A 23,548-nucleotide genomic window follows, 5' to 3' on the forward strand; every position below is an offset into this window, starting at 1 on the left:
GGCCGCGCGACGCTCCGGGGCGAGCCCCGCGGTCAGCCAAGGCCGGTCTCCGGCGGCCCGCTCGGGCACCGGGAGCAGGGCGGCGACCAGCAGGACGGCCACGGCGAGCCTGCCCCACGCCCGCGATCGAGGGGACATCGGCGGTGCCTTTCACGACGGAGACGAAGGTCGAGCGCCCGGAGGGGCTCCGCATCCGCACGGAAAGGAGAGGGCCATCCGAGGCTAGACCCCGCCCGAAATACCGGTCAACAGCCGATATGTCGCAATTAGGCCACGCTGGGATGGTCGGTTCAGGGTTTGCGGGCTACGCCGCAGAACTCGTCGATTTCGGGGAGGGTGCCGAGGTCGGTGGCCGGGGGGTTCCAGAGGGGGCAGGAGACGATGCCGGGGGGCAGCAGGTCCAGGCCGGTGAAGAAGGATGCGAGCTGCTGCGGGGTGCGGAGCGTGTAGGGCGGCTTCGCGGAGCGGTTCCAGACCTCGATGGCCTCGGCCGACGTCGGGTCGATCACGTTGGTGGCGTCGTACAGGACCAGATGGCTGCCGGAGGGCAGGGCGTCCAGGAGCCGTCCGACGATCGACCGGGCCTCGCCGTCGTCAGTGATGTGGCCGAGGATGCCCATCAGGAGCAGCGCGATCGGCTCGGTGAAGTCCAGGGTCTCGGCGGCCCTGGCGAGGATCTCCTCCGGGTCGCGCAGGTCGGCGTCCAGATAGGCGGTCGCCCCCTCGGGCGAGCTGGTCAGCAGGGCGCGGGCATGGGTGAGAACCAGCGGATCATTGTCGACGTAGACGATCCGTGCCGACGGGACGGCGCGCTGCGCGACCTGGTGGGTGTTGTCCGCGGTCGGCAGGCCCGTGCCGATGTCGAGGAACTGCCGCACCCCCAGATCGGCGGCCAGATGGTGGACGGCCCGCTGCAGGAACTGGCGCGTCGACCGGGCGAACAGGGCCATATTCGGAATGATCTTCAGGATCTCGTCGCCCACCCGGCGGTCGGCGGCGAAGTGGTCCTTGCCGCCGAGCCAGTAGTTCCAGATGCGCGCGGTCTGCGGAACGTTCATATCCAGACCTGACGTCTCGCCCACCATCGTTACTCCCCACCGTAAGTACGCTCGATTCGGTGGGAATCATTCAACTAGCCGAGTTCGCGGACGGCGAGTGGTTCCGCCGGATTGTCCGGACCGCACCGTCTCAGCGGCCGGGCGGGGCCTTGGTCTTGGCGTCCCAGCCCTTCGGCGGGCGCAGATAGCGGGGAGCCCCCGGCCGGGCGGCACCGGAGACGGCCCGCCGGTGCCAGGCGTCCATCCGGCCGATGGAGACACGGCGGCCTGTGCCCGGCGCGTGGATGAACCGGCCCTTGCCGATGTAGAGGGCGACGTGCCCGAAGCCGTAGAAGGTAATGAGATCGCCCGGTTTGAGACTCTTCACCGGAACCTTGCGGCGGGTTCCCGAGTACTGGAGCACCGCCATGTGCGGGAGCTCGACGCCCGCGGCGCCCCAGGCGCGCATCGTGAGACCGGAGCAGTCGAAGGAGTTAGGGCCCGCGGCCGCCCACTGGTAGCGTTTGCCGAGCTGGCGGCGGGCGTAGGCGACGGCCTTCTCCGCGAGCTTCCACTGGCGGCGGACCTTCTTCAGATAGGCGGCGTAACGCTGGTGACTGACCTGCTGCCGCGCCTTGGCGGCCGCGGCGAGCCCCGTCGTGGAGATCGCCCGACTGGAGATCGCCTGACTGAGGGACCGTCCGGTGGCGGCCTGCGCCGGTTCCGCGAGCGGAAGGATGAGCGCCGCCGTGAGAGCCACGGGCAGGAGCGCCGATCCGCGGGGCGTCACTGATGATGTAGCAGGGCGCGGTCTGACGCCCTGCCGGAGACCGACGGAATCTGTTTCAGCATGGAAGTACCCCCCGCGAGCTCGATGATCACTCTCTGTGATCTTCTGGTCACGTACCCAGAACTCGCGGATGATCAACCCTGCGGGTCAGCGGGTAAGGGCATACCCGGACACTCCGGTCGCGAAGGTACCGGCGAGCAGGGCGATCAACGCGAGCGCGGGACCGCTCGACCAGTGGACGTCCGACGGATGGCAGGCCAGCACGATCCCCGCGGCCACCGGAATCGCCGCCGCGGCCGGCAGCCCGGAGCGCACCCGGTCGAGATCGTTCTCGGCCAGCGCGGTGAGCAGCGCGATCCCGAGCGCCGCGCACACCACCCCGAGCGTCCTGGCGTCGATCCGGCTGGTCTCCCACGGGACGAACGCGCCCCAGTAGCCGGGCAGCACCAGCAGCCCGGCTCCGAGGCCCAGCCACGCCGAACCGAGGATCGCGACCGGCGGCCTGCTCCACCCCGGCAGCGGCGCACGGCTCGCGGGCGCGGCCCCGCGCGGACGCCCGTACTGCCGGACCACCCCGAGCAGGGCGGCGACGGCGAGCCCGGCGAACACCACGAACCAGCCGAGGCTGAAGAGGAACGCCAGGATCGCCCCGCCGGTGACGACCGTCAGTGATCCCCGCTCGAGCACGTTCACCGCGGTCTGGGCGACGACCACGAAGATCATCGGCCAGATCAGGATCCGTGACTCCTCCCACAGGTCGGCGTCCATCACCACGAACAGGCCGGGCGCGACGCCCAGCAGCAGGGCCCCGACCAGCCCGGTCGTCACGGTCGCGGCCGCCTCCCAGGCGCCGAACGTCCAGCCGAAGACGCTCGCCGCCACCAGCACGGCCCCGACCCCGAGCCCCATCAGGCCGAGCCCTCCGGCCAGCAGCCCGAGAAACCCGGACAGCGGCCGCCCGACCAGCGCTTTTGTCCCGCTTTCCTCCACCATGTCCGGGAAGGTAGGCCCCGCCTCACCCAGCCGTCAAGGATCACTTACCGGAGGGAGGCAACGGGTGCGCAGCCGTGTTCTCGGCGAGGCCGAAAGCGCGCCAGAGCCGCCGGCTGACCGGATTGAGCAGCCCGATCTCGTCGGCGAGACCGTAGAGGCCCGACGTCGCCCTGGTCAGGAGCCCGCGGGACTCGGCGGCGCCCCAGTAGGCGCGCTTCACCACCTCGGCGGGGATCCCGAACGTCGCGGCGAACGCGGGCGGCGGGCCGAGGATGACGCGCGCCATCGCGAACACCAGTGGCGGCACCGCGACGCTCAGGACGAACCTGGACGGAGCGAGCATCCGCGGCACATGGAACCGCAGATACTGGTGGCCGAAGGAGATGTGCCGCGCCTCCTCCGCGACATGGATCTGCATGATCTTGTTGAGCAGCGGGTGGCCGGACGAGGCGTCACGCAGGATCGTGCGCTGCATGTGGTCGATCGGCTCCTCCCCGGCGATCACCCCGAAGAAGTAGAGGGTCGGAAAGGCCACGGCCGTCAGCTGCGCGACCTCACCGAACCAGCGCGCCCACCGCGAAAGGCCGGGAACCTCCGTTCCGGAACGGTTGACGAATTCCTGGAACATCATTCCATGATGACCTTCTTCGATCATCTCGTGGTACACGTACCGGAACTCGGCCGAACCGTTCGGCAGCCGCAGCGCATAAGAGAGCAGTCCCCGATTCAGGATGTTCTCGAATTGCATTCCGACCCGCGCCACGTTCGCCTGCCGGTACAGCCCGATCCGCGCCCGCAGCTCCGGGCTCTGCGCCAGATACCAGGCGTGCGACCCCAGCGGGTCGCTCGCGGGCAGGATCCACCGCGGATCGTCCGGATCGATCGCGAACCCCGGATCGTCCCACGCGATGTCCCGGTAAGGCTGCCAGTTCTTCCGCACCGACGCTTTCGAAAGCCGATCGAGCGCCCGCCGATATTCCCGTTCCTCGGTTTCCAGAACGCCGTTCTCTTCAGTCAGGACCATAAATCAACCTAATCCCGAAACAGCGATCATCAGCACCTCATGGCCGCCTCCGGACTCCCGCTCGCCGGTGGCGGACAGCGCGAGAGCGCCCCGCGATCCGCAAGGCGCCCATCCCGCCACCGACCGTCCTACGAGCTCTGGCAGTTGAAGACGGAACTGATCCCCTCCCGCACGTAGATCACCGGCGACTCCCCATCGCCCGGCAACTCGAGCTCCTTGGCCCCGAGCTTCACGTTGCACGGCTTCCCGTCATACTCCGCGGGCCCCCCGACCAACGTCACGGTCTCCTGATCAGGCCCCGGCTGCCCCGGCTCCGGAATCTTGTACGCCATCACACACCTCCTCCTTCACCCCTATCCCGCCGACACAAAACTCCACCTCCCGCCAGGGCAACATTCCACGAGAAAATGACAAAACCCCGCTCCGGCCGCTATCGCGGTGGAGCGGGGTTTGATGACCGTCGGGACGACAGGATTTGAACCTGCGACCCCTAGACCCCCAGTCTAGTGCGCTACCAAACTGCGCCACGTCCCGGTCTGCCTGCGGTTTTGGGCTTTGGCCCGTCTCGCTGACAGGAAGAACTCTAGCGTAGGTCGGTGGGTAGTGCACATCGGATTCGGGGCGGGTGATCTAGAGGGAGGCGAGGGGTTCGCCGGGGAGGAGGTCGAGGCGGCGGAGGATGACGCCTTCGCGGAGGGCCCAGGGGCAGATCTCCAGTTCGGGGAGGCCGAACAGGTCGAGGGTGGCGGCGGCGACGATGGCGCCGGCGAGGAGCTGGGAGGCGCGGGCCGGGCTGACGCCGGGGATCTGCATCCGCTCCTGGACCGACAGGGTCGAGAGGCGGTCGGCCCACTCGGTGACGTCGGCGTGGGTGAGGGTGCGGCGGACGTAGGCGCCTTCGCTGGACGGGGCCGCGCCCGCGATCCTGGCGAGCTGCTTGAACGTCTTCGACGTGGCGACGGCGTGGTCGGGGCGGCCGAACCGGGTCATCGAGCCGATGTGGGCGGCGATCTCGGTGCGGACGTGGCGGCGGAGCGCGCGGACCTCGTCCATCGGCGGCGGGTCGGCCGTGAACCAGTTGCGGGTGAGGCGTCCGGCGCCCAGCGGCAGGGAGACGGCGGCGTCGGGCTCCTCGTCGATGCCGGTGGCGATCTCCAGGGAGCCGCCGCCGATGTCGAAGAGCTGGAGCCGGCCCGACGACCAGCCGAACCAGCGCCGGACGGCCAGGAAGGTCAGCCTGGCCTCGTCGGCACCGGACAGGATCTGGATGTCCAGATGGAGGTCGCCTTTGATCCGGTCGAGGATCTCGTCGCCGTTCTCGGCGTCCCTGACGGCCGACGTCGCGAAGGCGAGGGTCTCCTGGACGCCCTTGTCCTCAGCGAACCGGACGGCGTCGGTGACGAAGTGGTGGAGGCGGTCCGCACCCTCCTGGGACAGCCTGCGGCCGTCGTCCACGAGGTGTTCGGCGAGCCGGAGCTCGGTCTTGTGCGAGAACGCGGGGATCGGCTTGCCGCCCTGGTGCGCGTCCATGACGAGGAGGTGCACGCTGTTGGAGCCGATGTCGAGGACGCCCAATCTCATGGACTGAAAGTACCGAACTCCGCGTGTGCGTCAGTCACAGTGTGTCGGGTCCGATGTGCACACCTTGCCGATCCCTGGGTATGAAGATCTTTATGAGTGATTTCGTCGTTGTCGCCAACCGACTTCCGGTCGACCGCATCGTGGACGATCAGGGGGTGGCGAGCTGGCGCAGGAGCCCGGGCGGGCTGGTGACGGCGATCACCCCGCTGATGAAGGGCAGGGACGGCGCGTGGGTGGGTTGGGCGGGTGCGGCGGACGAGGAGGTCGAGCCGTTCACCGAGGACGGTCTGGCCCTGGTTCCGGTTCCGCTCTCGGCCGAGGAGGTCGAACGCTATTACGAGGGTTTCTCCAATGCCACGCTGTGGCCGCTTTACCACGATGTGGTGGCGCCGCCCGTCTATGACCGCGCCTACTGGGATTCCTATGTCCGGGTGAACCGGCGGTTCGCGGAGAAGGCGGCGGAGGTCGCGGCGGAGGGTGCGCTGGTCTGGGTGCAGGACTACCAGTTGCAGCTCGTCCCGAAGATGCTCCGTGAGCTGCGGCCTGATCTTCGGATCGGGTTCTTTCTGCACATTCCGTTCCCGCCGGTGGAGTTGTTCTGGCGGCTGCCGTGGCGGCGGGCGATCGTGGAGGGGCTGCTGGGCGCGGATCTGGTGGGTTTCCAGGTGCCGGGTGCGGCGGCGAACTTCGTGCGGCTGGCCCGCCGTGTCCTGGACGTCAGGACTCAGGGCAATCTGGTCTTCCTGGACGACCGGACGGTCACCGCGAAGGCTTTCCCGATCTCCGTGGACGTCGACGAGCTGGTCGAGGTGATCCATGATCCGGACGTCCGCGCCAGGACCGAGCAGATCCGCGACGATCTGGGCAATCCCGAAAAGATCTTGTTGGGTGTCGACCGGCTCGACTACACCAAGGGCATCGGCCAGCGTCTGGACGCGTTCGGTGAGCTGCTGGCCGAGGGCCGGATCAAGCCGGGCGAAGCGGTCTTCGTGCAGATCGCGACGCCCAGCCGGGAGCGGGTGGAGCAGTACCAGATTCTCAGGGACGAGATCGAGCTGCAGGTGGGCCGGTTGAACGGCGAGTACGGCCAGCTCGGCGCTCCGGTGGTGACTTATCTGCATTCGTCGTTCAGCCGGGACGAGCTGGCGGCCCTGTACATGGCGGCCGACGTCATGATCGTCACCCCGTTGCGGGACGGCATGAACCTGGTCGCCAAGGAGTACGTGGCCTGCCGGGAGGATCTGGGCGGCGCCCTGGTGCTCAGTGAGTTCGCGGGCGCGGCCGAGGAGATGAAGCGGGCGTTCCTCGTCAATCCCTATGACATCGACGGGATGAAGGACGTCCTGATGGACGCGATGCACGCCGAGCCCGCGGACCGGCAGCGCAGGATGCGGACCATGCGCCGCCGGATCGTCGAGTTCGACGTGTCGCGGTGGGCCGAGGAGTTTCTGTCGGCTCTGAACGGGGCTTCCTAGCCGGCGCCCGCGGAGGCGTTCGCGTCGGCGATCGCCTTGCGCAGGGCGGGGGCGGCGGGCCCCGCGAGGCTGGTCAGGCTGCGGATGCGTTCCTTGTGCTTGCGCCGTTCCGCCCGGCCGAGCACATGCGGCAGTTCGGCGGCGGCGGACAGCGCGACCAGGGCGGCGTCGGCGGGGTCGACCCGGGAGACGGGCTGTTTGAGCGCGCCGTTGACCCGGTCGGCCAGCTCCTTGCGGACGCGCGGGTCGCGCGGTGTCACCTTGGTGTGCGGGAAGATCCCGAGGATCTTGCTCTGTTCGACCCGGAGCCAGCCGCCGTCGGCGAGCTGCTGCCGGACCGCCCGGTGGGCGGGGCCGCCGCGCCGCGCCACCCACGACTTCCACTTGCGGGACCGTCCTTCGGCGACCTCGGCGAGCAGGGTCTCCAGGAACGGGTCGTGGCAGGGGTGGCGCACCTCGACGACGGGGCGGTCCCGCACGTCGGTGAGGTGGCCGTTGAGGTAGAGGTCGGTGAGGGCGGCGGCGCGGACCAGCTCGCCGACGTGCCCGCCGCGGACGCGGCCCTTGGCGGGATCGTAGGCGAGCAGGTAGAGGCGCTGCGGCAGGGTGTCGGGCACGTTCATGACTCGTCCCCTTCGGGGGGTTCGGTAGTGGTGCTTGGACGTCCGGGACCTCGGATCCGGCTCACTCCGGACGGCATCCGGCCCGCGTCGGTCAGGGCGCGGCGCAGCAGGAACTCGATCTGGGCGTTCGTGCTGCGCAGCTCGTCGCCCGCCCAGCGGGCCAGCGCGTCGTGGACGGCCGGATCGAGCCGGAGGAGGATCTTCTTCCGCTCGGTGGCCATGGGTCAGCTGTAGAGGGATCCGGCGTTCACCACGGGCTGGGTGTCGCGGTCACCGCACAGGACGACCAGCAGATTGCTGACCATGGCGGCTTTGCGCTCCTCGTCCAGCTCGACGACGTCGTGTTCGGCGAGCCGGTTGAGTGCCAGTTCGACCATGCCGACGGCGCCTTCGACGATCCGGGAGCGGGCGGCGACGACCGCGGTGGCCTGCTGGCGGCGGAGCATCGCCTGGGCGATCTCGGGGGCGTAGGCGAGCCGCGTCAGCCGCGATTCGATGATCTCGACGCCGGCGGACTCGACCCGGACGCCGATCTCCTCCGACAGCCGGGCGGTGATCTCTTCGGCGTTGTCGCGCAGGGACATGCCGTCGGTCTCGTGGGAGTCGTAGGGGTAGCTGTTGGCGATGTGCCGGACGGCGGTCTCGGTCTGGATGGCGACGAACTCGATGAAGTCGTCGACCTCGAAGACGGCGCGGGCGGTGTCCTTGACCTGCCAGACGACGACGGCGGCGATCTCGATCGGGTTGCCGTCGGCGTCGTTGACCTTCAGGACATCGGTCTCGTGGTTGCGGATCCTGGTGGAGATCTTCTGGCGCTTGGTGAGGGGGTTCACCCAGCGCAGGCCGTCGGTCCTGACGGTGCCGGTGTACCGGCCGAGGAGCTGCAGGACCCGTGCCTCGCCGGGTGCGACGGCGGTGAGCCCGCCGAGCGTGAACAGGCTGGCCAGCAGCAGGACGACCGAGAGGAGGATCAGCGTGACGCCGAGCCCCGCCCGGCCGCCGTCCGCGAGCACGACGCCTGTGACGAACAGGGCGAGGGTCGCGGCCAGGCCCAGCAGGGCGGCGCCGAGGACGGGCCAGCCGGACGAGCCGAACGCGATCCGCTCACGGATCTGGGGGGCCGGCATTTCGGGAAGTTCGCTCATCGGTTTCCCTCTCTCAGGTTGTTAGCTCGACTCTAGCAAAATGATATCACTTTTCCAATCATAACAAGCGCTTGCTAGGATCGCCGTCATGCTGGACGGGCTGCGCGTGCTGGACCTGACCATGTGGCGGCCCGGGCCGTACACGACCCAGCTCCTGGCCGGGCTGGGCGCGGACGTCCTCAAGGTCGAACCGCCGGGCGGCGAGCCCATGCGCCGGTTCGGCGAGCATTTCCGCCATCTCAACCGGGGCAAACGCGCGATCGTCCTGGACCTCAAGGACGACGCCGGGCGCGCCCGCTGCCTGGAGCTGGCCGCCGACGCCGACGTCGTGATCACCGGCTACCGGCCGGGCGTCGCCGAACGGCTCGGCCTCGGCCACGCCGTGCTGCGGGCGGGCCGTCCCGCGCTCGTCACGTGCTCACTGACCGGCTACGGCGAGCACGGTCCCGCGGCGCGGCTGCCGGGCCACGACATCAACTACCGGGCGATGGCGGGTTCGCTCCCGCCGGACGCCCCCTCCCCGGACGCCGACGATCTGCCCGTCGCGGACATGGCGGCCGCGACCATGGCCGCGTTCGCGATCACCGCGGCCTGCCTCCACTCCCGTACCACCGGCGAGGGCCGCCATCTCGACCTGGGCATGGCCGACGTGCTCGCCCACTGGATGGCGACGGTCCCGCCCGCCCTCCGCCGCGGCCCCGGCACCGGACCGGTCGCCGGCTACGGCGTCTACACCTGTGCCGACGGCCGCCGCCTGACCCTCGGCGTCGTCTCGGAGGACCATCTCTGGTCGGCCACCTGCATGGCCCTGGGCCGCGCCGACCTGGCCGCGGCCCCCTTCGCCGACCGCATCTCCCGCGTCACCGAACTCGACGCCGAACTGGCCGCGACCCTCCGCACCCTCCCCCTCTCCACGGCCCTCACCCTCCTCGAAGCCGCCGGCGCCCCCGTCGCCCCCTCCTCACCCGCGCCGACATGCTCGACCACCCCCACTTCCACCTCCGCGGCACCATCGCCCCCACCCCCGAAGGCCCCACCGCCGGTGCGCCTGTCCGCTCCGACGGCGACGTCCCCCGCCCTCCGACCCCCGTTCCCGGCCTGGACCAGCACCGGGGCGAAGGGTGGCTACCTCGCTGATCTCTACCGTCGCAGGAATGTACGGCTCAGCCGAGCAAGGTCGAGAGTCCGGCCTTCCTCTCAGGCGCGGACCATCAGCAGGAGCTCGTCGACCGGAAGCCGCCCGGCACGGCGCTCGTGGAGGACCACGAAACCAGAGATAACGCGTTCCAGTTCCGTGATCAGGCCTTGCGGCCCGCGGGTGCGCCGGAGGTTGGCCAGCGCCGCCAGCAAAGCGACCCCGGTCAACGCCATCACGTGATCGTCGTAGCGGGGGCCCGAGGCGGACGACGCCAACGCCGCCGCGTACTGGATCAGCGCCCGGATGTCCGCGCCGACTCCGGCGAACTGGGCGACACCGGTCCCGGCCAGCAGGAGCAGGGCCTCGAGCGGCGCCTCCGGCACGGGTACCGGTCCGGCGAACGCCCGTCCCAGCTGTCCGGCAAGGAAGGCTCGGAACGACGCCAGATCGCGGGTCTCGTCCATCGACGACCGGCCTCTCCATTTCCAGGCGTCGAGCGCGTGCGCGAACGCGAAGAGGTCTCCTGGTGACGGATCGAGGTCGAACGCGAAGTCCAGCGCCGCGTCGAGCAGGTGGGACTCCGGCAGCCCACCGGACGAGCCGGTGACACCCAGCGAACCGCTCAGGGTCCGGGCGTCCGCGCCGAGCGCCTGAACGACCGACCAGGAGTGATCCGCCCGGTCCCGGTCCGGCCAGGGCCGCATGGTGCGACTGGTGAGCACTCTGATCCTCTGGGGACGGTTCCGCCAGCCGTCGGGACCGTTCGTTAGTGGGGTGAGCGTGCGTTCGATCAGCCGGTCGACCTCGCGGGCCGCCTCAATCCGGCCTTGCCGCCCACCCGCCTCTGATGCGGCGACGATCAGCTCTTCCAACCGTTCACCCGGCATTCTCTCGAGCCGGGCGTTCAACGCCGCCAGCCGAGACAGCCGGGACCGGAGCCGGTCGACCGCCGCGTTCGGGCTGTCGCCCCTGGTCCGGGCGGACTCCACGAAGCTCAGCATCCGCGCATCACCGACGATCTCGCCGATCACCTTGTGCCAGAACTCGTCAAGCAGGCGGTCGTCCGAGCTCCGCATCGCGCAGATCTCTTCCAGGAAGGCCGTGTAGGCGTCGCGCGACCGGAGGTGGGCGGCATGCAAGGTCAGCCTGAGCTGCGCCTCCGCCAGCCGGATGATCTCCTCCACGTAGCGGGCGGGGGCGGCGGCGAGGTTCGCGGTACCGCCGCCGGGCCCGTGCAGGCGCATCCCGTCCGGCTGCTCAGTCCACAGGCGGCCCGAGGAGAGCCCGGGAACGAGCCCGATGTCGAGACGGTCGGCCTCCTTGGGAGTCGGCAGCCGATAGGCGTGCACCCCGGGCAGGCCGCGCAGCCAGGCCGTGAACCGCTGGGCGTCGCGGGACAGCACGCCCGCGACCGGGGAGGCGCCGTCCCCGCCCAGCGGGCGAACCAGCGAGTCGGTGGTCGGCTCCGTATCGGCGTAACGCGCGTAGAGGTCGTAGGGGACGGGCCGGGCGCATACCGCGATACCGTCGTCCAGCCAGATCACCTCGCGTAGAGCTCGGCCCGCGGCGACCCCGGTCAGAAGCCGCGCCGTGTCCGGGTCGGTGAGCTCCGGCGGCGTGCCGAGCAGGTCCTCCAACTGCTGGCGGACGTCAGGAAGCAGCTCACGGGACTCGTCCGCGCAATCGAAGGCGAGAGTCAACGCGGCGACCGTCCCCCGCGCGAGACAGGCCCGGACGACCGGGGTGGCGTCGGCGGCAGCCGCCCACAACAAGGTGGTCTCACGCCACCAGGAATCATCGACGGTACGGATCAGCAGATCGCTGCCGCGCCCCTCGATGATGTTGGCCGACGCCAGGTACTCCTGGAGGGTCAGGTGTGCGAAGGCATAGACGCCGTTCTCACGCTCGACGAGAAGCCCGCTGCGCCGCACCTCCTCCAGGAACCGTTCCGCGCCGACCTCTTCGCCGGCCTCGACCCTGGCCAGCGGCTCCCTGACGATCGTGAGCGCGTCTCCGACCGCGATGTCGCGGACGTTCTTGACCATCATCTCCATCGCCAGCGCACGGACCACGATCTCCTTCTTACCGCCGGATAGACCCGTCAGGTCGGACAGGTCCTTCGCCTCCTGTCGGCGGTGGAGGAGCACGTCACACATCTCGTTGTAGAGGGCGGCGCGGCTGCCCGGCAGTGCGCCTCGGTACCGGTGCACGTTGGCGATCATCGTCAGCAGCAGCGGGTTGGCCGCCAGGTCGTACAGAGCGGGCAGGCGGTGGAGTCGGTCCAGCAGGTCCCCCGCGTTACGGTCGGCAACCACGCGCACCTGGGCGCCCGTCCGGCCCCTGGCCCTGCACTCGACGGCGTAGTACCAGGAGTGGAGAAACCGGGAGATCTGGTCGCCGGTGAAACGCTGGATCTCCAGGACGTCCGCGTTCGGAAGAGGGTTGTCGTAGTAGCCGTGCGGCCGTGAGGTGAGGACGAAGGCATTGCCCGGGTAACGCGCTATCTGCCGACGAATCCAGGCGACGACCTGCCGACGACCCCGCGTGTCGGCGACCTCGTCGAGACCGTCCAGCAGGACGACGCAGCGCCCCCGTTCGAGCCTGCGGGCGAGCCAGCCCGCCGAGATCCGGCCGCTGAGCCAACTCGCCGAGACTGCGACCTCGCTGAGGTCGGCGGGCGGGTCCGCCAGGATCAGATCGGCATGGTCACGTAGATAGAGCAGCACCGGCAGCCGTCGGCGGCGGCCCCGTACGCACATGCGCAAGGCCGCGTGTCGAGCCAGCGTCGTCTTGCCCGACCCGGGGCTTCCCAGGACGGCGAGGACCTTGCCCTCTCCGAGGAATGAGCCGAGCGGACGACGTTCGGCAACGTCCCCGGCCGGACGGGCGACGCCCGTCTCAGCGGCCCGTACCGTGCTGGGACGCAGGCAGACATCGACGTAGACCTGCTCGGTGGCGAGCACGTACTCGCCCTGTGTGACGATGCCGATGGTCTCCATGTCGGTGACCGACGCCCGCAACTGCCGCCGGTAGACAGACTTTCGCCCTCCGGCCGCCCCGGCCTTCGCCGCCCAGACGACCAGCAAGGTGAACACCACGGCGAGCGCCGCCCAAGGCCAGCTCCACTCGCCCTCGCTGAACACCTGATTGGTCGCGGTCCCCGCTGCGACCGTGGCGATGGCCCCGACCACGGTCAGGGCCCACACCCAGCCCCTCATTCTGCCCCCTGAACCACCGATTGAAAGGGAACACTTAATCGGCTGGCTCTGGGCGCGTGTGGACAATTCACTGTTTTTGGAATGTTCAGATCATGGTCGGGAGGGCGAGGGACTCTTCAAGTAGGTAGTCGCGGATCTCGCGGGGCCAGAGTTCGAGGGCGGTGAAGGAGGAGGGGGCGCAGGGGAGGTATTCGACGTCGTAGGCCCCGCGGGTGGGGTCTGAGAACTCCGGGCCATGGCGCAACGACAGGTCCATGCTCTCCAGGCGGCACAGGTAGAAGTGGTGCCGGTAGTCGGCGTGCGGGCGCCGCTCGTGGAAGGTGAAGACCTTGTGGAGCGGCCCGACGGTCGCACCGAGCTCCTCGTGGACCTCGCGGCGCAGGGCCGAGGGCAGATCGGCGTCGTCGGCCTCGACACGGCCGCCGGGGGTCGTCCAGTAGGGCGCGCGACCCTCGCGAGTGCGGCGGAAGAGGATCAGGTCGTCACCGTCCAGCAAGAGCGCACGGGCCTTCTGCACCAGAGGACGGATGGGTTGGGGAGCTCCGCGCAGGACGAAGCCCTCGGCGAATCCGCCGCGCTCGGCGGCCTTGGCGGCACGCAGCCGCTCCAACTCGGCCAGCGGCAACCCGATCGAGTCGGCCATCCCGTGCACGACCTCCAGCAGGTCGGCCAGTTCGCCCGGCGAGTGGTCGACGGTGTACTCATCGGCCTCCTCGTACAGCTTGGCGAGCAGGAGGTCGGGGAGTTCGGCGGGGCCGGCCTTGCGGACGTCGGGGTTCTGGCCCGAGGCGCGGATCAGCTCAGGAATCAGATCGCGAACGAGTTTCTCGTCCCTGGCGGCGTATGGATCGTTCATCGCCAGTCTTCTTACCGATTCGTCCCACCGGAAACCGGAACGGAGCACATCGTGTGCCCCCGGATGTGCACGATGGGCCGACTGAAAGGGCGACCCCGGGCACTCCCGTCGAGGAGGGCCCGAGGCCGTGGTTGCTCAAAGGCGGGTCAGCAGGGGCCGGCGTCGCGCCAGACTCCCCAGTCGCCGGTGGTGCCGGGCTCCTCGCCCTGGGTCCACCACTGGCCGTTCCACGCCCGGCCCTTCCAGGAGACCTTCGCGCCACCGGTGTAGGTGGCGGTCCGGCTCCAGGTCGGGAGGGTGCAGGTGCCGCCGGTCGGGGTGACGGTGGGCGTCACGGTCGGGGTGACCGTGGGCGTCACCGTCGGAGTGACGGTCGGGGTCACCGTCGGGGTCCTGGTCGTGGTCGCGGTGGGGGTGGGGGTGGGGTCGACGGTCGTGCCGCCGCGGGTGTAGTCGGCGGTGATCCCGTAGAGGGTGCCGCCGGCGTTGACCGTCCAGTTCGACGGGGTCGAGACCGGGAGGTAGTAGACGAGCGCCAGGTCGACCGAGGCGCCCGGGGCGAGCGCCTGGTAGGCGGGGAGCTTCAGCGAGACGCGGTGGAAGTCGCCCTTCAGGCCGCCCACGTTGGTGCCGGTGTGGTCGCTCCTGATGACCGACGTCGTCCAGCCCGACCAGTTGTTGATCGTGTTGGAGGTGGAGGAGGCGAAGTCGGCCTGGAACTCCGAGCCGCCCGGGATCGTCACCGTCGAATTGTTGGTGATCTTCAGCTTGGGGTTGATCGGGTAGTTGCTGTCGCCCACGGGGAAGTCGTTGTAGGTGATGGACAGGTCGAGCTTCTGCGCGGGCAGCGCGATGTTGCTCTTGCTCGCGCCGTACGGGGCCGCGTTCCTGAACTTGTCGTACATGAGGGACGTGAGCGTCGAACCCTGCTCGTACTGGCCCTTCGCGGCGTTCCAGGCGTAGTCGCCCGCCAGCTCCCAGATCATCGTGCCGCCGATGCCGCGGTCGACGACGTAGTCGGCCTTCGCGCCGACGGACTGCTCGTCCTCGGTGGACAGGAACACCTTCTTGGTGGAGTTCCACAGCCACGGCGCGACGAGCGTCGCGTCGTAGTTACGGCTGTAGGTTCCGTCGAGGTTGGCGTTCTGGAGGCCGTAGGACGTCAGGTAGTCGCCCTTGATGCCCTTCTCCAGGTTCTTCGCGTGCCACATGGGGTTGGAGCCCGCCGGGGACTCCTTGCCCGCGTCGTCGTTGTCGTGCCACAGGTTGTCGATGCCGACGGCGCCGTCACCGCAGGTCGTGAGGCCCGCGCCGACCGGGCAGGTGCTGGTCGAGGCGGTGCCCCACAGGCCGTTCGTGCCGCCCGTGACGTTCTTGAACCCGCGCGTGTAGTACGGCAGCCCGATGTTGATCCGGCCCGCGGGCATCGAACCGCGGAAGTAGTGGTACGCCCAGTCGGTGTTCAGGTAGCCGATCCCGCCGTACTGCGCGGTGCCGTACACGTTGGCGGCGGCCAGTTCGGCGTCCTTGCCGTCGTCGAACAGCGACGCGTTCGGCCCGACGTACTTGTTCCACGCGCCGTGCAGGTCGTAGCTCATGATGTTGACGTAGTCGAGGTACTGGACGGCCTGGAACACCTCCATCCCGCGCAGCAGGTAGCCGGAGGAGGGCGACGCGATCGACAGCAGGTAGTGCTTGCCGTCCACGGCGGACGCCCGGTCCAGCTTCTCGCGCAGCGTCTTCAGCAGCACGACGTAGCTCTTCATCAGGGACGCGCGGCGCGCGTTGCTGACCGACCAGTCGAGCGGGTTCCCCGAGTCCTTCATCGACGACGGGTACTCGTAGTCGATGTCGGCGCCGTTGAAGCCGTACTTGCGCAGGAAGTCGACGACGGAGTCGGCGAAGGTGTTGATGCCGGTCTGGTTGACGCTGCCGTCGGCGTTGGTCGTCATCTTGTAGAAGCCGCCGTCGGCGACGCGGTCGCCGGCGTCGTCGAAATGGCCGCCGGTCTCGGCCCAGCCGCCGATGGAGATCAGCGTCTTGACGTTCGGGTGGAGCTTCTTGAACTTCGTGAGCTGGTTGAAGTGGCCCTTGTAGGGGACGGAGGGGTCCATCTCGACGCCCGGCCAGGTCATCCCGGTCGAGGCGTTGTTCGCGCTGTCGCCACCGACGGAGACCTTGTTGTTGCCGTCGACGTGCGCGAACGCGTAGTTCAGATGGGTGACCTTGCTCCACGGGATGTCCTTCACCAGGTAGGACGGGGTGCCGTCCTTGCCGGTGCGCCAGCTCGTGAAGTAGCCGATGACGCGCCGCTGGTGGTCGGCGCCCATCTTCTCCCGGCCTTCGGCGTCGTAGACGGAGCAGTAGGGGACGCTCACACCGGGTGTGGTGTAGAGACCGTCGGGCCGGCAGGAGGAGTCGTCGGCGGCGTTCGCCGTCGAGGTGAACGCGGCGAGCGTGCCGCCGATCAGGGACAGGGTCGCGCCCGCGACCGCTAGTTTGGCGCGCATACGGAAGGCCATCGGCCCACCTCTCACAAGCTCGTACTCGGACCTGGCCCCTGGCTCCCCTCAGGGTCGGGTTGAAAGTAAGCGCGCGGCGATCCACCCGTCAACGCTTTCTCTTAAGAAAGTTTCCTTTTTGTTTGCCTTAAGTCCTACTTAAGAAACCCCGCTTTCGGCGGAATCAAGGTAGAGAACGACGGACATGTGACGTTCTTGTTGGAGTTTTCACACATACGGACCAAGATCTGCGCGAGTAGGGTCGCCCGCACCGACCGCCCCGCCGGGGTGGCACCAGACGGGAGGCGCTCATGACCGCGAGGATCATCGGGATCGGGCTGGCGGGAACGGTGGCACTGGCCTGCACGGTCGCGACGGGCGGCGCCGCCCAGGCCGCGGCGAAGGCCAAGTGCACGACCGGCAAGTGGGTCCTGTCGTCCTCGTCGGCGGTGTTCACCGGTGTCGACCAGTCCGGCGCGAAGATCACCACCAAGCTGACCGGCGGCGCCGGCACCAGGCTCACGGTCAAGAACGGCCGGGTCACCTATGACTTCGGCAAGTCGAAGAAGGTCAATCTGACCGTCACCGGCACGGTGCCGATCTCGATGACCACCCAGTACCGCAAGGTGCTCAAGGCCAAAGTGAAGATCACCGGTGATCGCAAGGGCCGCTTCACCGTCGACGCGCGGTCCGCGACGGGCACGGCCACCCAGCACCAGGTGATGACCGCGCCGCTGCCGCACGACTACGGCACCGCGAGCGCCGTCAAGTCCTTCAAGCGCGGCGACGGCAACCTGCTGATCCCCTCGGGACTCCCCTACACCTGCACCAAGAAGGCCCTGACGTTCAGCATGAAGGCCAAGACCACGCAGGAGGGGCGGCCCGGGACGGCGACGACCAAGCTGTCGTATCGAAGGGCCTGATCGACCGGTATTTCCTGTTCACTCGGTAGATGTAGTGTCTCCCAAGCGTTTCGCAAGTTTATTCGCCTTTGGGAGAGTTCATGATCAGCAAGCTCGGCCGTATCGGTACCGTCGGCGTCCTCGTGATCGGCGGTGCCGTGGTGGCCGGTGCGCCGGCCCAGGCGGCGGCCAAGTGCACCACCGGCAAGTGGGTCCTGAAGACCTCTTCCACGTCCGTCGCGGGCACCGACTCCGAGACCGGCAAGTTCACCTCCAAGTCCACCGGCGGCGCCGGCACCAAGCTGACGATCAAGTCGGGCAAGGCGACCGTCGACTTCAGCAAGTCCAAGAAGGCCGTCACCAAGACCACGATCACCGGCGGCAACTCGACGCTGGAGTCGACCTACCGCAAGACCCTCAAGGTCACCGTCAAGATCAGCGGCGACAAGAAGGGGTCGTTCTCCCTCAAGCCGAAGACCGCGACGGGCAACGCCACCGTCCGCACCGTGATGACCGCGCCGGTCAAGCAGGACCTCGGCACGACCAGCGCCGTCAAGTCGCTGCGTTCGGGCGAGCCGAACTTCCTGCTCCCCGACGGCTCCCCGTTCACCTGCTCCAAGAGCACCCTGACCTTCGCCGACAAGGGCAAGTTCAAGGACGAGACCGGCACGGTCTCCGTCGTCATCAAGGTCGTCTACCGCCGCGCCTGATCTCCGCTCGACGTCCGGCCTCCTCACACCTCCGGGTGTGAGCAGGTCAGGCAGGTTTAACGTGGAGTGAGAGGTCTTTGTGACACAACCGAAACGGGAGATTTCTACGTTTCGGAGGTGACCACAGCGACCGTGAAGACCGTCTGCTCGTACTGCGGTGTCGGCTGCGGCATGCTGATCGACACCGCGGTCGACGGGCTGGGCCGGCGCCGCGCCGTGAAGGCGTACGGCGACAAGACCCATCCGGCTAATTTCGGGCGTCTGTGTACCAAGGGCGCGACCACCGCCGAAATGCTGAACGCCGACGGCAGGCTCGGCACGGCGCTGCTCCGGGCCGACCGCGGCGAGGAGCCCGTCGAACTGGCCGTCGCCGACGGCGTCCGCGACGCCGGGCGGCGGCTCCGGGCCGTCCTCGACGAGCACGGCCCCGACGCCCTGGCCTTCTACGTCTCCGGCCAGATGAGCATGGAGGCCCAGTACCTGACGACCAAGCTGGCCAAGGGCTATGTCCGGACCAGCCGGCTGGAGTCGAACTCGCGGCTCTGCATGGCGAGCGCGGGCACCGGCTACAAGCTATCGCTGGGCGCGGACGGCCCGCCGGGATCGTATGAGGACTTCGAGCACGCCGACGTCTTCCTGGTGATCGGCGCGAACATGGCCGACTGCCATCCGATCCTGTTCCTGCGGATGATGGAGCGGGTCAAGGCGGGCGCGAAGCTGATCGTCGTCGATCCGCGCAGGTCCGCCACCGCCGACAAGGCCGACCTGTTCCTGCAGATCAAGCCGGGCACCGATCTCGCCTTCCTGAACGGCCTGCTCAAGCTGCTGATCGACGATGGGGCGACCGATCCGGAGTTCATCGCCGCCCACACCGAGGGCTGGGACCGCTTCGACGGCTTCCTCGACGACTACACCCCGGAGCGGGTCGCGGCGCTGACCGGCCTAGCCGAGGCCGACCTCCGCAGGGCGGCCGAGCTGATCGGCGGCGCGGACGACTGGATGTCCTGCTGGACGATGGGGCTCAACCAGTCCACCCACGGCACCTGGAACACCAACGCCCTGATCAACCTGCATCTCGCGACCGGCGCGATCTGCCGTCCCGGCAGCGGCCCGTTCTCCCTCACCGGCCAGCCCAACGCGATGGGCGGCCGCGAGATGGGCTACATGGGCCCCGGTCTGCCGGGCCAGCGCGCGGTCCTCGCCGACGACGAGCGCGCCTTCGCCGAGGACGTCTGGGAGCTGCCGCGCGGCACGCTGCGCACCGAGTTCGGCAAGGGCACCGTCGAGCTGTTCGAGCGGATGGCCGACGGTGAGATCAAGGCCGTCTGGATCATCTGCACCAACCCGGTGGCGTCGGTCGCCAACCGCCGCAACGTGATCCAGGGGCTGGAGCGCGCCGAGTTCGTGCTCACCCAGGACGCCTACGCCGACACCGAGACCAACGCCTACGCCGATCTGGTGCTGCCGGGGGCGCTCTGGGCCGAGGGCGAGGGCGTCTTCGTCAACTCCGAACGGAACCTCACCCTGCTCCAGCCGGCCGTGGACCCGCCCGGTCAGGCGCTGCCCGACTGGCGGCTCATCACCCTGGTCGCCAGGGAGATGGGGTTCGCCGACGCCTTCCCCTACGAGTCGGCCGAGGAGATCTTCGAGGAGATCAAACGGTTCGCGAACCCGAAGACCGGTTACGACCTGCGCGGCGTCACCTACGAGCGGCTGCGCGCCACCTCCGTCCAGTGGCCTGCCGCGCCGGACGGTCCGGCCCGCAACCCGATCCGCTACACCGATCTGCGGTTCCCCACGCCGAGCGGCAAGGCCGTGTTCTTCGCCCGGCCCCATCTCGACCCCGCCGAGCTGCCCGACGACGCCTACCCGTTCACCCTGACGACCGGCCGCGTCCAGCACCAGTGGCACACCCTCACCAAGACCGCGAAGGTCGCCAAGCTCAACAAGCTGAACCCCGGCCCGTTCGTGGAGCTCCATCCGTCGGACGCCGCGACGCTCGGCCTGGCCTCCGGCGACCAGGTGGAGGTGGCGTCCCGGCGGGGCCGCGCGGTGCTGCCCGCGGTCGTCACCGACCGGGTCGGGCCCGGCACCGTGTTCGCGCCGTTCCACTGGAACGACCTGTTCGGCGAGTATCTGAGCGTCAACGCCGTCACCAACGACGCCGTCGATCCGCTGTCGTTCCAGCCCGAGTTCAAGGCGTGCGCGGTCGCGCTGACCAAGGTCGCCTCGCCCGCCGCGCCGCAGGCCCCGACCGATCCGTTCGGGCTGGCGCTGGTCAGGCCGCCGGAGCTCACCGACGCCGAACGCCGGTATCTGGCGGGCTTCCTCGCCGGGGTCGGCACCGCGCCCGCCGGGGTCCCGGTGCTGCCGGAGGCCGCCCCGTTCGCGTCGGAAACAGCCGCATGGGTCAACGGGATGCTCGCCGGGATGTTCTCCCGCGCCGTCACCGTCCCGTCGGCGGCGGGCGGCCGGGAGCTGCTGGTGCTGTGGGCGTCGCAGACGGGCAACGCCGAGGAGTTCGCGGCGCTGGCCGCCGACCGGCTGCGCGCGCGCCGTCCCCGCTTCCTCAGCATGGACGAGGTGACGCCCGCCGCGCTCCCCCGCGACGCCGACGTCCTCGTCGTCACCTCGACCTTCGGCGACGGCGACGCCCCCGACAACGGCACGACCTTCTGGGACGCCCTCACCGCCAAGGACGCCCCCCGCCTGGACGGCGTGCGGTACTCGGTCCTCGCCTTCGGCGACTCCTCCTACGCCGACTTCTGCGGCCACGGCCGCAGACTCGACCTGCGCCTGGACGAGCTGGGCGCGACCAGGCTCGCCCCCCGCGCCGACTGCGAACCCGACTACGAGGACGCCGCGCACGCCTGGCTCGACCAGGTCCTGTCCTCGCTGGTCGCCGCCCCCGCCGAACCCGCGCGGCGCAAACCGAAGAACGCCGGGCATCCGGCGGCCCTGACCGGGAACCGGCTGCTCAGCAGGCCCGGCGCGGCCAAGGAGGTCCGCCGGTTCACCTTCACCACCGACGGCGCGCTCCCCTACGAGGCCGGTGACGCCCTCGGCGTCCACCCGGTGAACGATCCGGCGCTGGTCGCCGAATGGCTTGAGGCGACCGGCCTCGGGACGGCGCACGGGCTGGAACTCGACCGGCTGGAACTCGCCCGGATCACGCCGGATCTGCTGCGGTTCGTCACCGAGCGGACCGGCGACCGGCTGCTGAAGAAGCTGCTGCGCCCCGACAACCGCACCGAGCTGGCCGCCTGGTCGTGGGGACGGCAGGCCGTGGACGTCCTCACCGAGTACCCGGTCCGCGCCACCGAGCAGGAGTGGGCGGAGGTGCTGAAACCGCTCCAGCCCCGGCTGTACAGCATCTCCTCCAGCCCGCTGGCGAGCCCCGACCAGATCAGCCTCACCACGTCGGTGGTCAGGTTCGAGAGCCTGTCGGGCCGCAAGCGCGGCGGGGTCGCCTCGACCTTCCTCGCCGACCGCGCCGCCGAGACCCGTGTGTTCGTCCAGCGGTCCCCGCATTTCCGGCCGCCCGCCGACCCCGCCACCCCGCTGATCATGGTGGGTCCCGGGACCGGGGTGGCGCCGTTCGTCGGCTTCCTCGACCACCGCCGCGCGCTCGGCCACACCGGCCGCAACTGGCTGTTCTTCGGCGAGCAGCACCGCGCGACCGACTTCTACTACGAGGACGAGCTGGCCGCCCACCGGGCGAGCGGGCTGCTGACCCGGCTCGATCTGGCCTTCTCCCGGGACCAGCGCGGCAAGGTCTACGTCCAGGACCGGATGCTGGAGCACGGCGCCCAGCTCTGGAGCTGGCTCCAGGACGGCGCCGTGTTCTCGGTGTGCGGCGACGCGTCCCGGATGGCCAAGGACGTCGACGCCGCGCTCAGGACGGTCGCCGCCGACCACGGCCATCTGTCGAAGGAGGCCGCCGACGCCTACGTCCGGAAGCTCGCCACCGACAAACGGTATGTTCGGGACGTCTACTAGACAGGTCTGGCTTCTGGTAAAATATCGGTAAAGGTGTGCCGGGAAGTCTGGTCGGCGGTTCCGTCAGACGAGCCCGAAAGTGAGCCCGCGATGACACACCCTCCCGTTCTGAACCCGGCCCGTGAACGCGTCCGCGCCTTCGTCGACTCCCCCTGGCTCCAGCATGTGATCACGTTCCTGATCGTCGTCAACGCCATCAGCCTGGGCTGCGAGACCTCACCCGAACTGGTCCGCCGGGGCGGCAACCTGTTCCACATCATCGACCAGGTCGTGCTGGCGGTGTTCGTGATCGAACTGGGCCTGCGGCTGTACGCCCACCGCCTGCGGGTCTTCACCGAACCGTGGAGCCGGTTCGACGCGATCACCATCGCCATCGCGCTGCTCCCCCACGCCGGCGGGTTCACCGTGCTGCGGTCCCTGCGCATCCTGCGGGCGCTGCGGCTGATCTCGCTGGTGCCGAACCTGCGGCGCGTCGGCGACGCGCTGGCCGGCGCGTTCCCCGCGATGGCGTCGGTCACCGCGCTGCTCGCGCTCATCCACTACGTCGCCGCGGTCATCAGCACGAAGCTGTTCGGCGCGTCGGCCCCCGAGCACTTCGGCAGCCTCGGCGACTCCGCGTTCACCCTGTTCCAGATCATGACGGCCGACGGCTGGTCGGAGATCGCACGGGACGTCATGGCCAAGCAGCCGTTCGCCTGGGTGTTCTTCGTCATCTACATCCTGGTGTCGGCGTTCGTCGTGCTGAACCTGTTCATCGCCATCACGGTCAACGCGATGGAACCGCACGTGCTCGGTGACCTCCACGACGACCTCGAACGGCTGGAGGAGCGCGAACAGCAGACCGACGCCCTCCTCCTGGCGGAACTGCGCGCCCTGAACGCCGAGGTGGCCGCGCTCCGCGCCCGGCTCGACGAGGACGAGCTGACCTCGCGGACCTAGGCCGGGTAGGCGCGGGTCTCGGTGGCCTTCACCGACACCCAGACCCCGCTGCCCGGTTCGAGCCCGAGCGCCGCGACCCCCGCCGCGGTGACGTCCGCCGACACCTCCAGCGGCCCGGTGAGCCGCACCCGGATGCCGTCGCCGTGCTGCTCCAGACCGTCGACGACGGCCTCCCACAGATTGCGCGGGGTACCGTCCGGCTCCGTCCGGTAGAGGGCGACGGCCGACGGCGGAAACGCCACATGGGCGTCGCCGTCCACGGCGTCGGCGGTGGCCAGGGTGAGGCCGTCGAGGCGCACCGTGTGGCCGTCGGCGACGCCCCGGTAGAGGTTCAGCCCGACCAGCCGTCCCACATAGGAGGTGCGGGGCCTGCGGGCCACCTCGGCGGGCGGCCCCGTCTGGACGATCCGGCCGCCCTCGATGACGATCAGCCGGTCGGCCAGCACCATCGCGTCGAGCGGATCATGAGTGACCAGGACGGTGGCGCCGGCGAAGTCCGCGAGATGGCGGCGGAGCGCGGAGCGGATCTCCAGCCGGGTGTGGGCGTCGAGGGCCGACAGCGGCTCGTCGAGCAGCAGCACCGACGGTTCGCAGGCCAACGCCCGCGCCAACGCCAC

18 protein-coding genes, 1 tRNA gene and 1 pseudogene are annotated in these 23,548 nt (G+C 69.4%); 6 read left to right on the plus strand and 14 right to left on the minus strand.

Features of this window, described 5'->3' with window-relative positions; translation table 11 throughout:
* Positions 1-290: 290 nt before the first annotated feature.
* The 7 genes from ACYVE7_RS08960 to ACYVE7_RS08990 all read right to left on the minus strand — a co-directional run bounded on the left by ACYVE7_RS08960 (position 291) and on the right by ACYVE7_RS08990 (position 5,425).
* A complete protein-coding gene (locus ACYVE7_RS08960; protein ID WP_460364114.1) occupies positions 291-1,058 on the minus strand; it encodes an SAM-dependent methyltransferase in 768 nt (255 codons plus the stop codon).
* A 130-nt stretch (positions 1,059-1,188) separates the two neighbouring features.
* Positions 1,189-1,797, minus strand: a complete 609-nt coding sequence (locus ACYVE7_RS08965) for a C40 family peptidase (RefSeq protein ID WP_460364115.1) — start codon at positions 1,795-1,797, stop codon at positions 1,189-1,191.
* Positions 1,798-1,974: 177 nt separating this feature from the next.
* Positions 1,975-2,820 (minus strand): hypothetical protein, encoded by an 846-nt coding sequence (locus ACYVE7_RS08970; RefSeq protein WP_460364116.1) that lies wholly within the window; start codon positions 2,818-2,820, stop codon positions 1,975-1,977.
* A 40-nt stretch (positions 2,821-2,860) separates the two neighbouring features.
* Positions 2,861-3,844 (minus strand): AurF N-oxygenase family protein, encoded by a 984-nt coding sequence (locus tag ACYVE7_RS08975; protein WP_460364117.1) that lies wholly within the window; start codon positions 3,842-3,844, stop codon positions 2,861-2,863.
* 128 nt (positions 3,845-3,972) lie between these two features.
* Complete coding sequence (locus ACYVE7_RS08980; protein WP_460364118.1) at positions 3,973-4,176, minus strand: hypothetical protein; 204 nt, start codon at positions 4,174-4,176, stop codon at positions 3,973-3,975.
* A gap of 128 nt (positions 4,177-4,304) precedes the next feature.
* Positions 4,305-4,378: transfer RNA gene (locus tag ACYVE7_RS08985), tRNA-Pro, on the minus strand.
* Between the two features lie 96 nt (positions 4,379-4,474).
* The gene (locus ACYVE7_RS08990; protein ID WP_460364119.1) at positions 4,475-5,425 is read right to left on the minus strand and encodes a Ppx/GppA family phosphatase; all 951 of its coding nucleotides are present in this window, start codon (positions 5,423-5,425) and stop codon (positions 4,475-4,477) included.
* Positions 5,426-5,517: 92 nt separating this feature from the next.
* On the opposite strand from ACYVE7_RS08990, the gene ACYVE7_RS08995 reads away from it, so the two are divergent.
* Positions 5,518-6,900, plus strand: coding sequence for an alpha,alpha-trehalose-phosphate synthase (UDP-forming) (locus tag ACYVE7_RS08995; protein ID WP_460364121.1), 1,383 nt, complete (start codon positions 5,518-5,520; stop codon positions 6,898-6,900).
* Here the strand turns inward: ACYVE7_RS08995 and ACYVE7_RS09000 are convergent.
* The 3 genes from ACYVE7_RS09000 to ACYVE7_RS09010 are packed head-to-tail and all read right to left on the minus strand — an operon-like array spanning position 6,897 to position 8,668.
* Positions 6,897-7,523 carry a GOLPH3/VPS74 family protein gene (locus ACYVE7_RS09000; RefSeq protein WP_460364123.1) on the minus strand — a complete coding sequence of 209 codons (627 nt, stop codon included), beginning with the start codon at positions 7,521-7,523 and terminating at the stop codon, positions 6,897-6,899. The genes ACYVE7_RS08995 and ACYVE7_RS09000 overlap by 4 nt on opposite strands.
* The gene (locus tag ACYVE7_RS09005; RefSeq protein WP_460364124.1) at positions 7,520-7,744 is read right to left on the minus strand and encodes a type II toxin-antitoxin system antitoxin; all 225 of its coding nucleotides are present in this window, start codon (positions 7,742-7,744) and stop codon (positions 7,520-7,522) included. The genes ACYVE7_RS09000 and ACYVE7_RS09005 overlap by 4 nt, the downstream gene beginning before the upstream one ends.
* A gap of 3 nt (positions 7,745-7,747) precedes the next feature.
* The gene (locus ACYVE7_RS09010; protein WP_460364125.1) at positions 7,748-8,668 is read right to left on the minus strand and encodes an SPFH domain-containing protein; all 921 of its coding nucleotides are present in this window, start codon (positions 8,666-8,668) and stop codon (positions 7,748-7,750) included.
* 88 nt (positions 8,669-8,756) lie between these two features.
* Here ACYVE7_RS09010 and ACYVE7_RS09015 point away from each other — a divergent pair, with 88 nt between their 5' ends.
* Positions 8,757-10,046, plus strand: a complete 1,290-nt coding sequence (locus tag ACYVE7_RS09015; RefSeq protein ID WP_460364126.1) for a CaiB/BaiF CoA transferase family protein — start codon at positions 8,757-8,759, stop codon at positions 10,044-10,046.
* A gap of 2,138 nt (positions 10,047-12,184) precedes the next feature.
* On the opposite strand, the pseudogene ACYVE7_RS09020 reads toward ACYVE7_RS09015, so the two are convergent.
* The 3 genes and pseudogenes from ACYVE7_RS09020 to ACYVE7_RS09030 all read right to left on the minus strand — a co-directional run.
* Positions 12,185-13,024, minus strand: a pseudogene (locus tag ACYVE7_RS09020) (NACHT domain-containing protein); the annotation flags it as partial.
* An 85-nt stretch (positions 13,025-13,109) separates the two neighbouring features.
* On the minus strand, positions 13,110-13,880 hold the full coding sequence (locus ACYVE7_RS09025; RefSeq protein WP_460364127.1) for an NUDIX domain-containing protein: 771 nt from the start codon (positions 13,878-13,880) through the stop codon (positions 13,110-13,112).
* Between the two features lie 146 nt (positions 13,881-14,026).
* Positions 14,027-16,402 (minus strand): chitinase C-terminal domain-containing protein, encoded by a 2,376-nt coding sequence (locus tag ACYVE7_RS09030; protein WP_460364128.1) that lies wholly within the window; start codon positions 16,400-16,402, stop codon positions 14,027-14,029.
* 290 nt (positions 16,403-16,692) lie between these two features.
* On the opposite strand from ACYVE7_RS09030, the gene ACYVE7_RS09035 reads away from it, so the two are divergent.
* From ACYVE7_RS09035 to ACYVE7_RS09050, 4 genes are all read left to right on the plus strand, one after another.
* Positions 16,693-17,304, plus strand: coding sequence for a hypothetical protein (locus ACYVE7_RS09035; protein ID WP_460364129.1), 612 nt, complete (start codon positions 16,693-16,695; stop codon positions 17,302-17,304).
* Between the two features lie 80 nt (positions 17,305-17,384).
* Entirely contained in the window at positions 17,385-17,993 is a 609-nt protein-coding gene (locus ACYVE7_RS09040) for a hypothetical protein (protein ID WP_460364130.1), read from the plus strand.
* A gap of 117 nt (positions 17,994-18,110) precedes the next feature.
* Positions 18,111-21,992, plus strand: a complete 3,882-nt coding sequence (locus ACYVE7_RS09045) for a molybdopterin-dependent oxidoreductase (RefSeq protein WP_460364131.1) — start codon at positions 18,111-18,113, stop codon at positions 21,990-21,992.
* Between the two features lie 90 nt (positions 21,993-22,082).
* A complete protein-coding gene (locus ACYVE7_RS09050) occupies positions 22,083-22,931 on the plus strand; it encodes an ion transporter (protein WP_460364132.1) in 849 nt (282 codons plus the stop codon).
* Here the strand turns inward: ACYVE7_RS09050 and ACYVE7_RS09055 are convergent.
* Positions 22,928-23,548: TOBE domain-containing protein (locus ACYVE7_RS09055; RefSeq protein WP_460364133.1), on the minus strand; the 621-nt coding region annotated here is incomplete at its 5' end. The genes ACYVE7_RS09050 and ACYVE7_RS09055 overlap by 4 nt on opposite strands.

The organism is Actinocorallia lasiicapitis, from assembly GCF_054778695.1.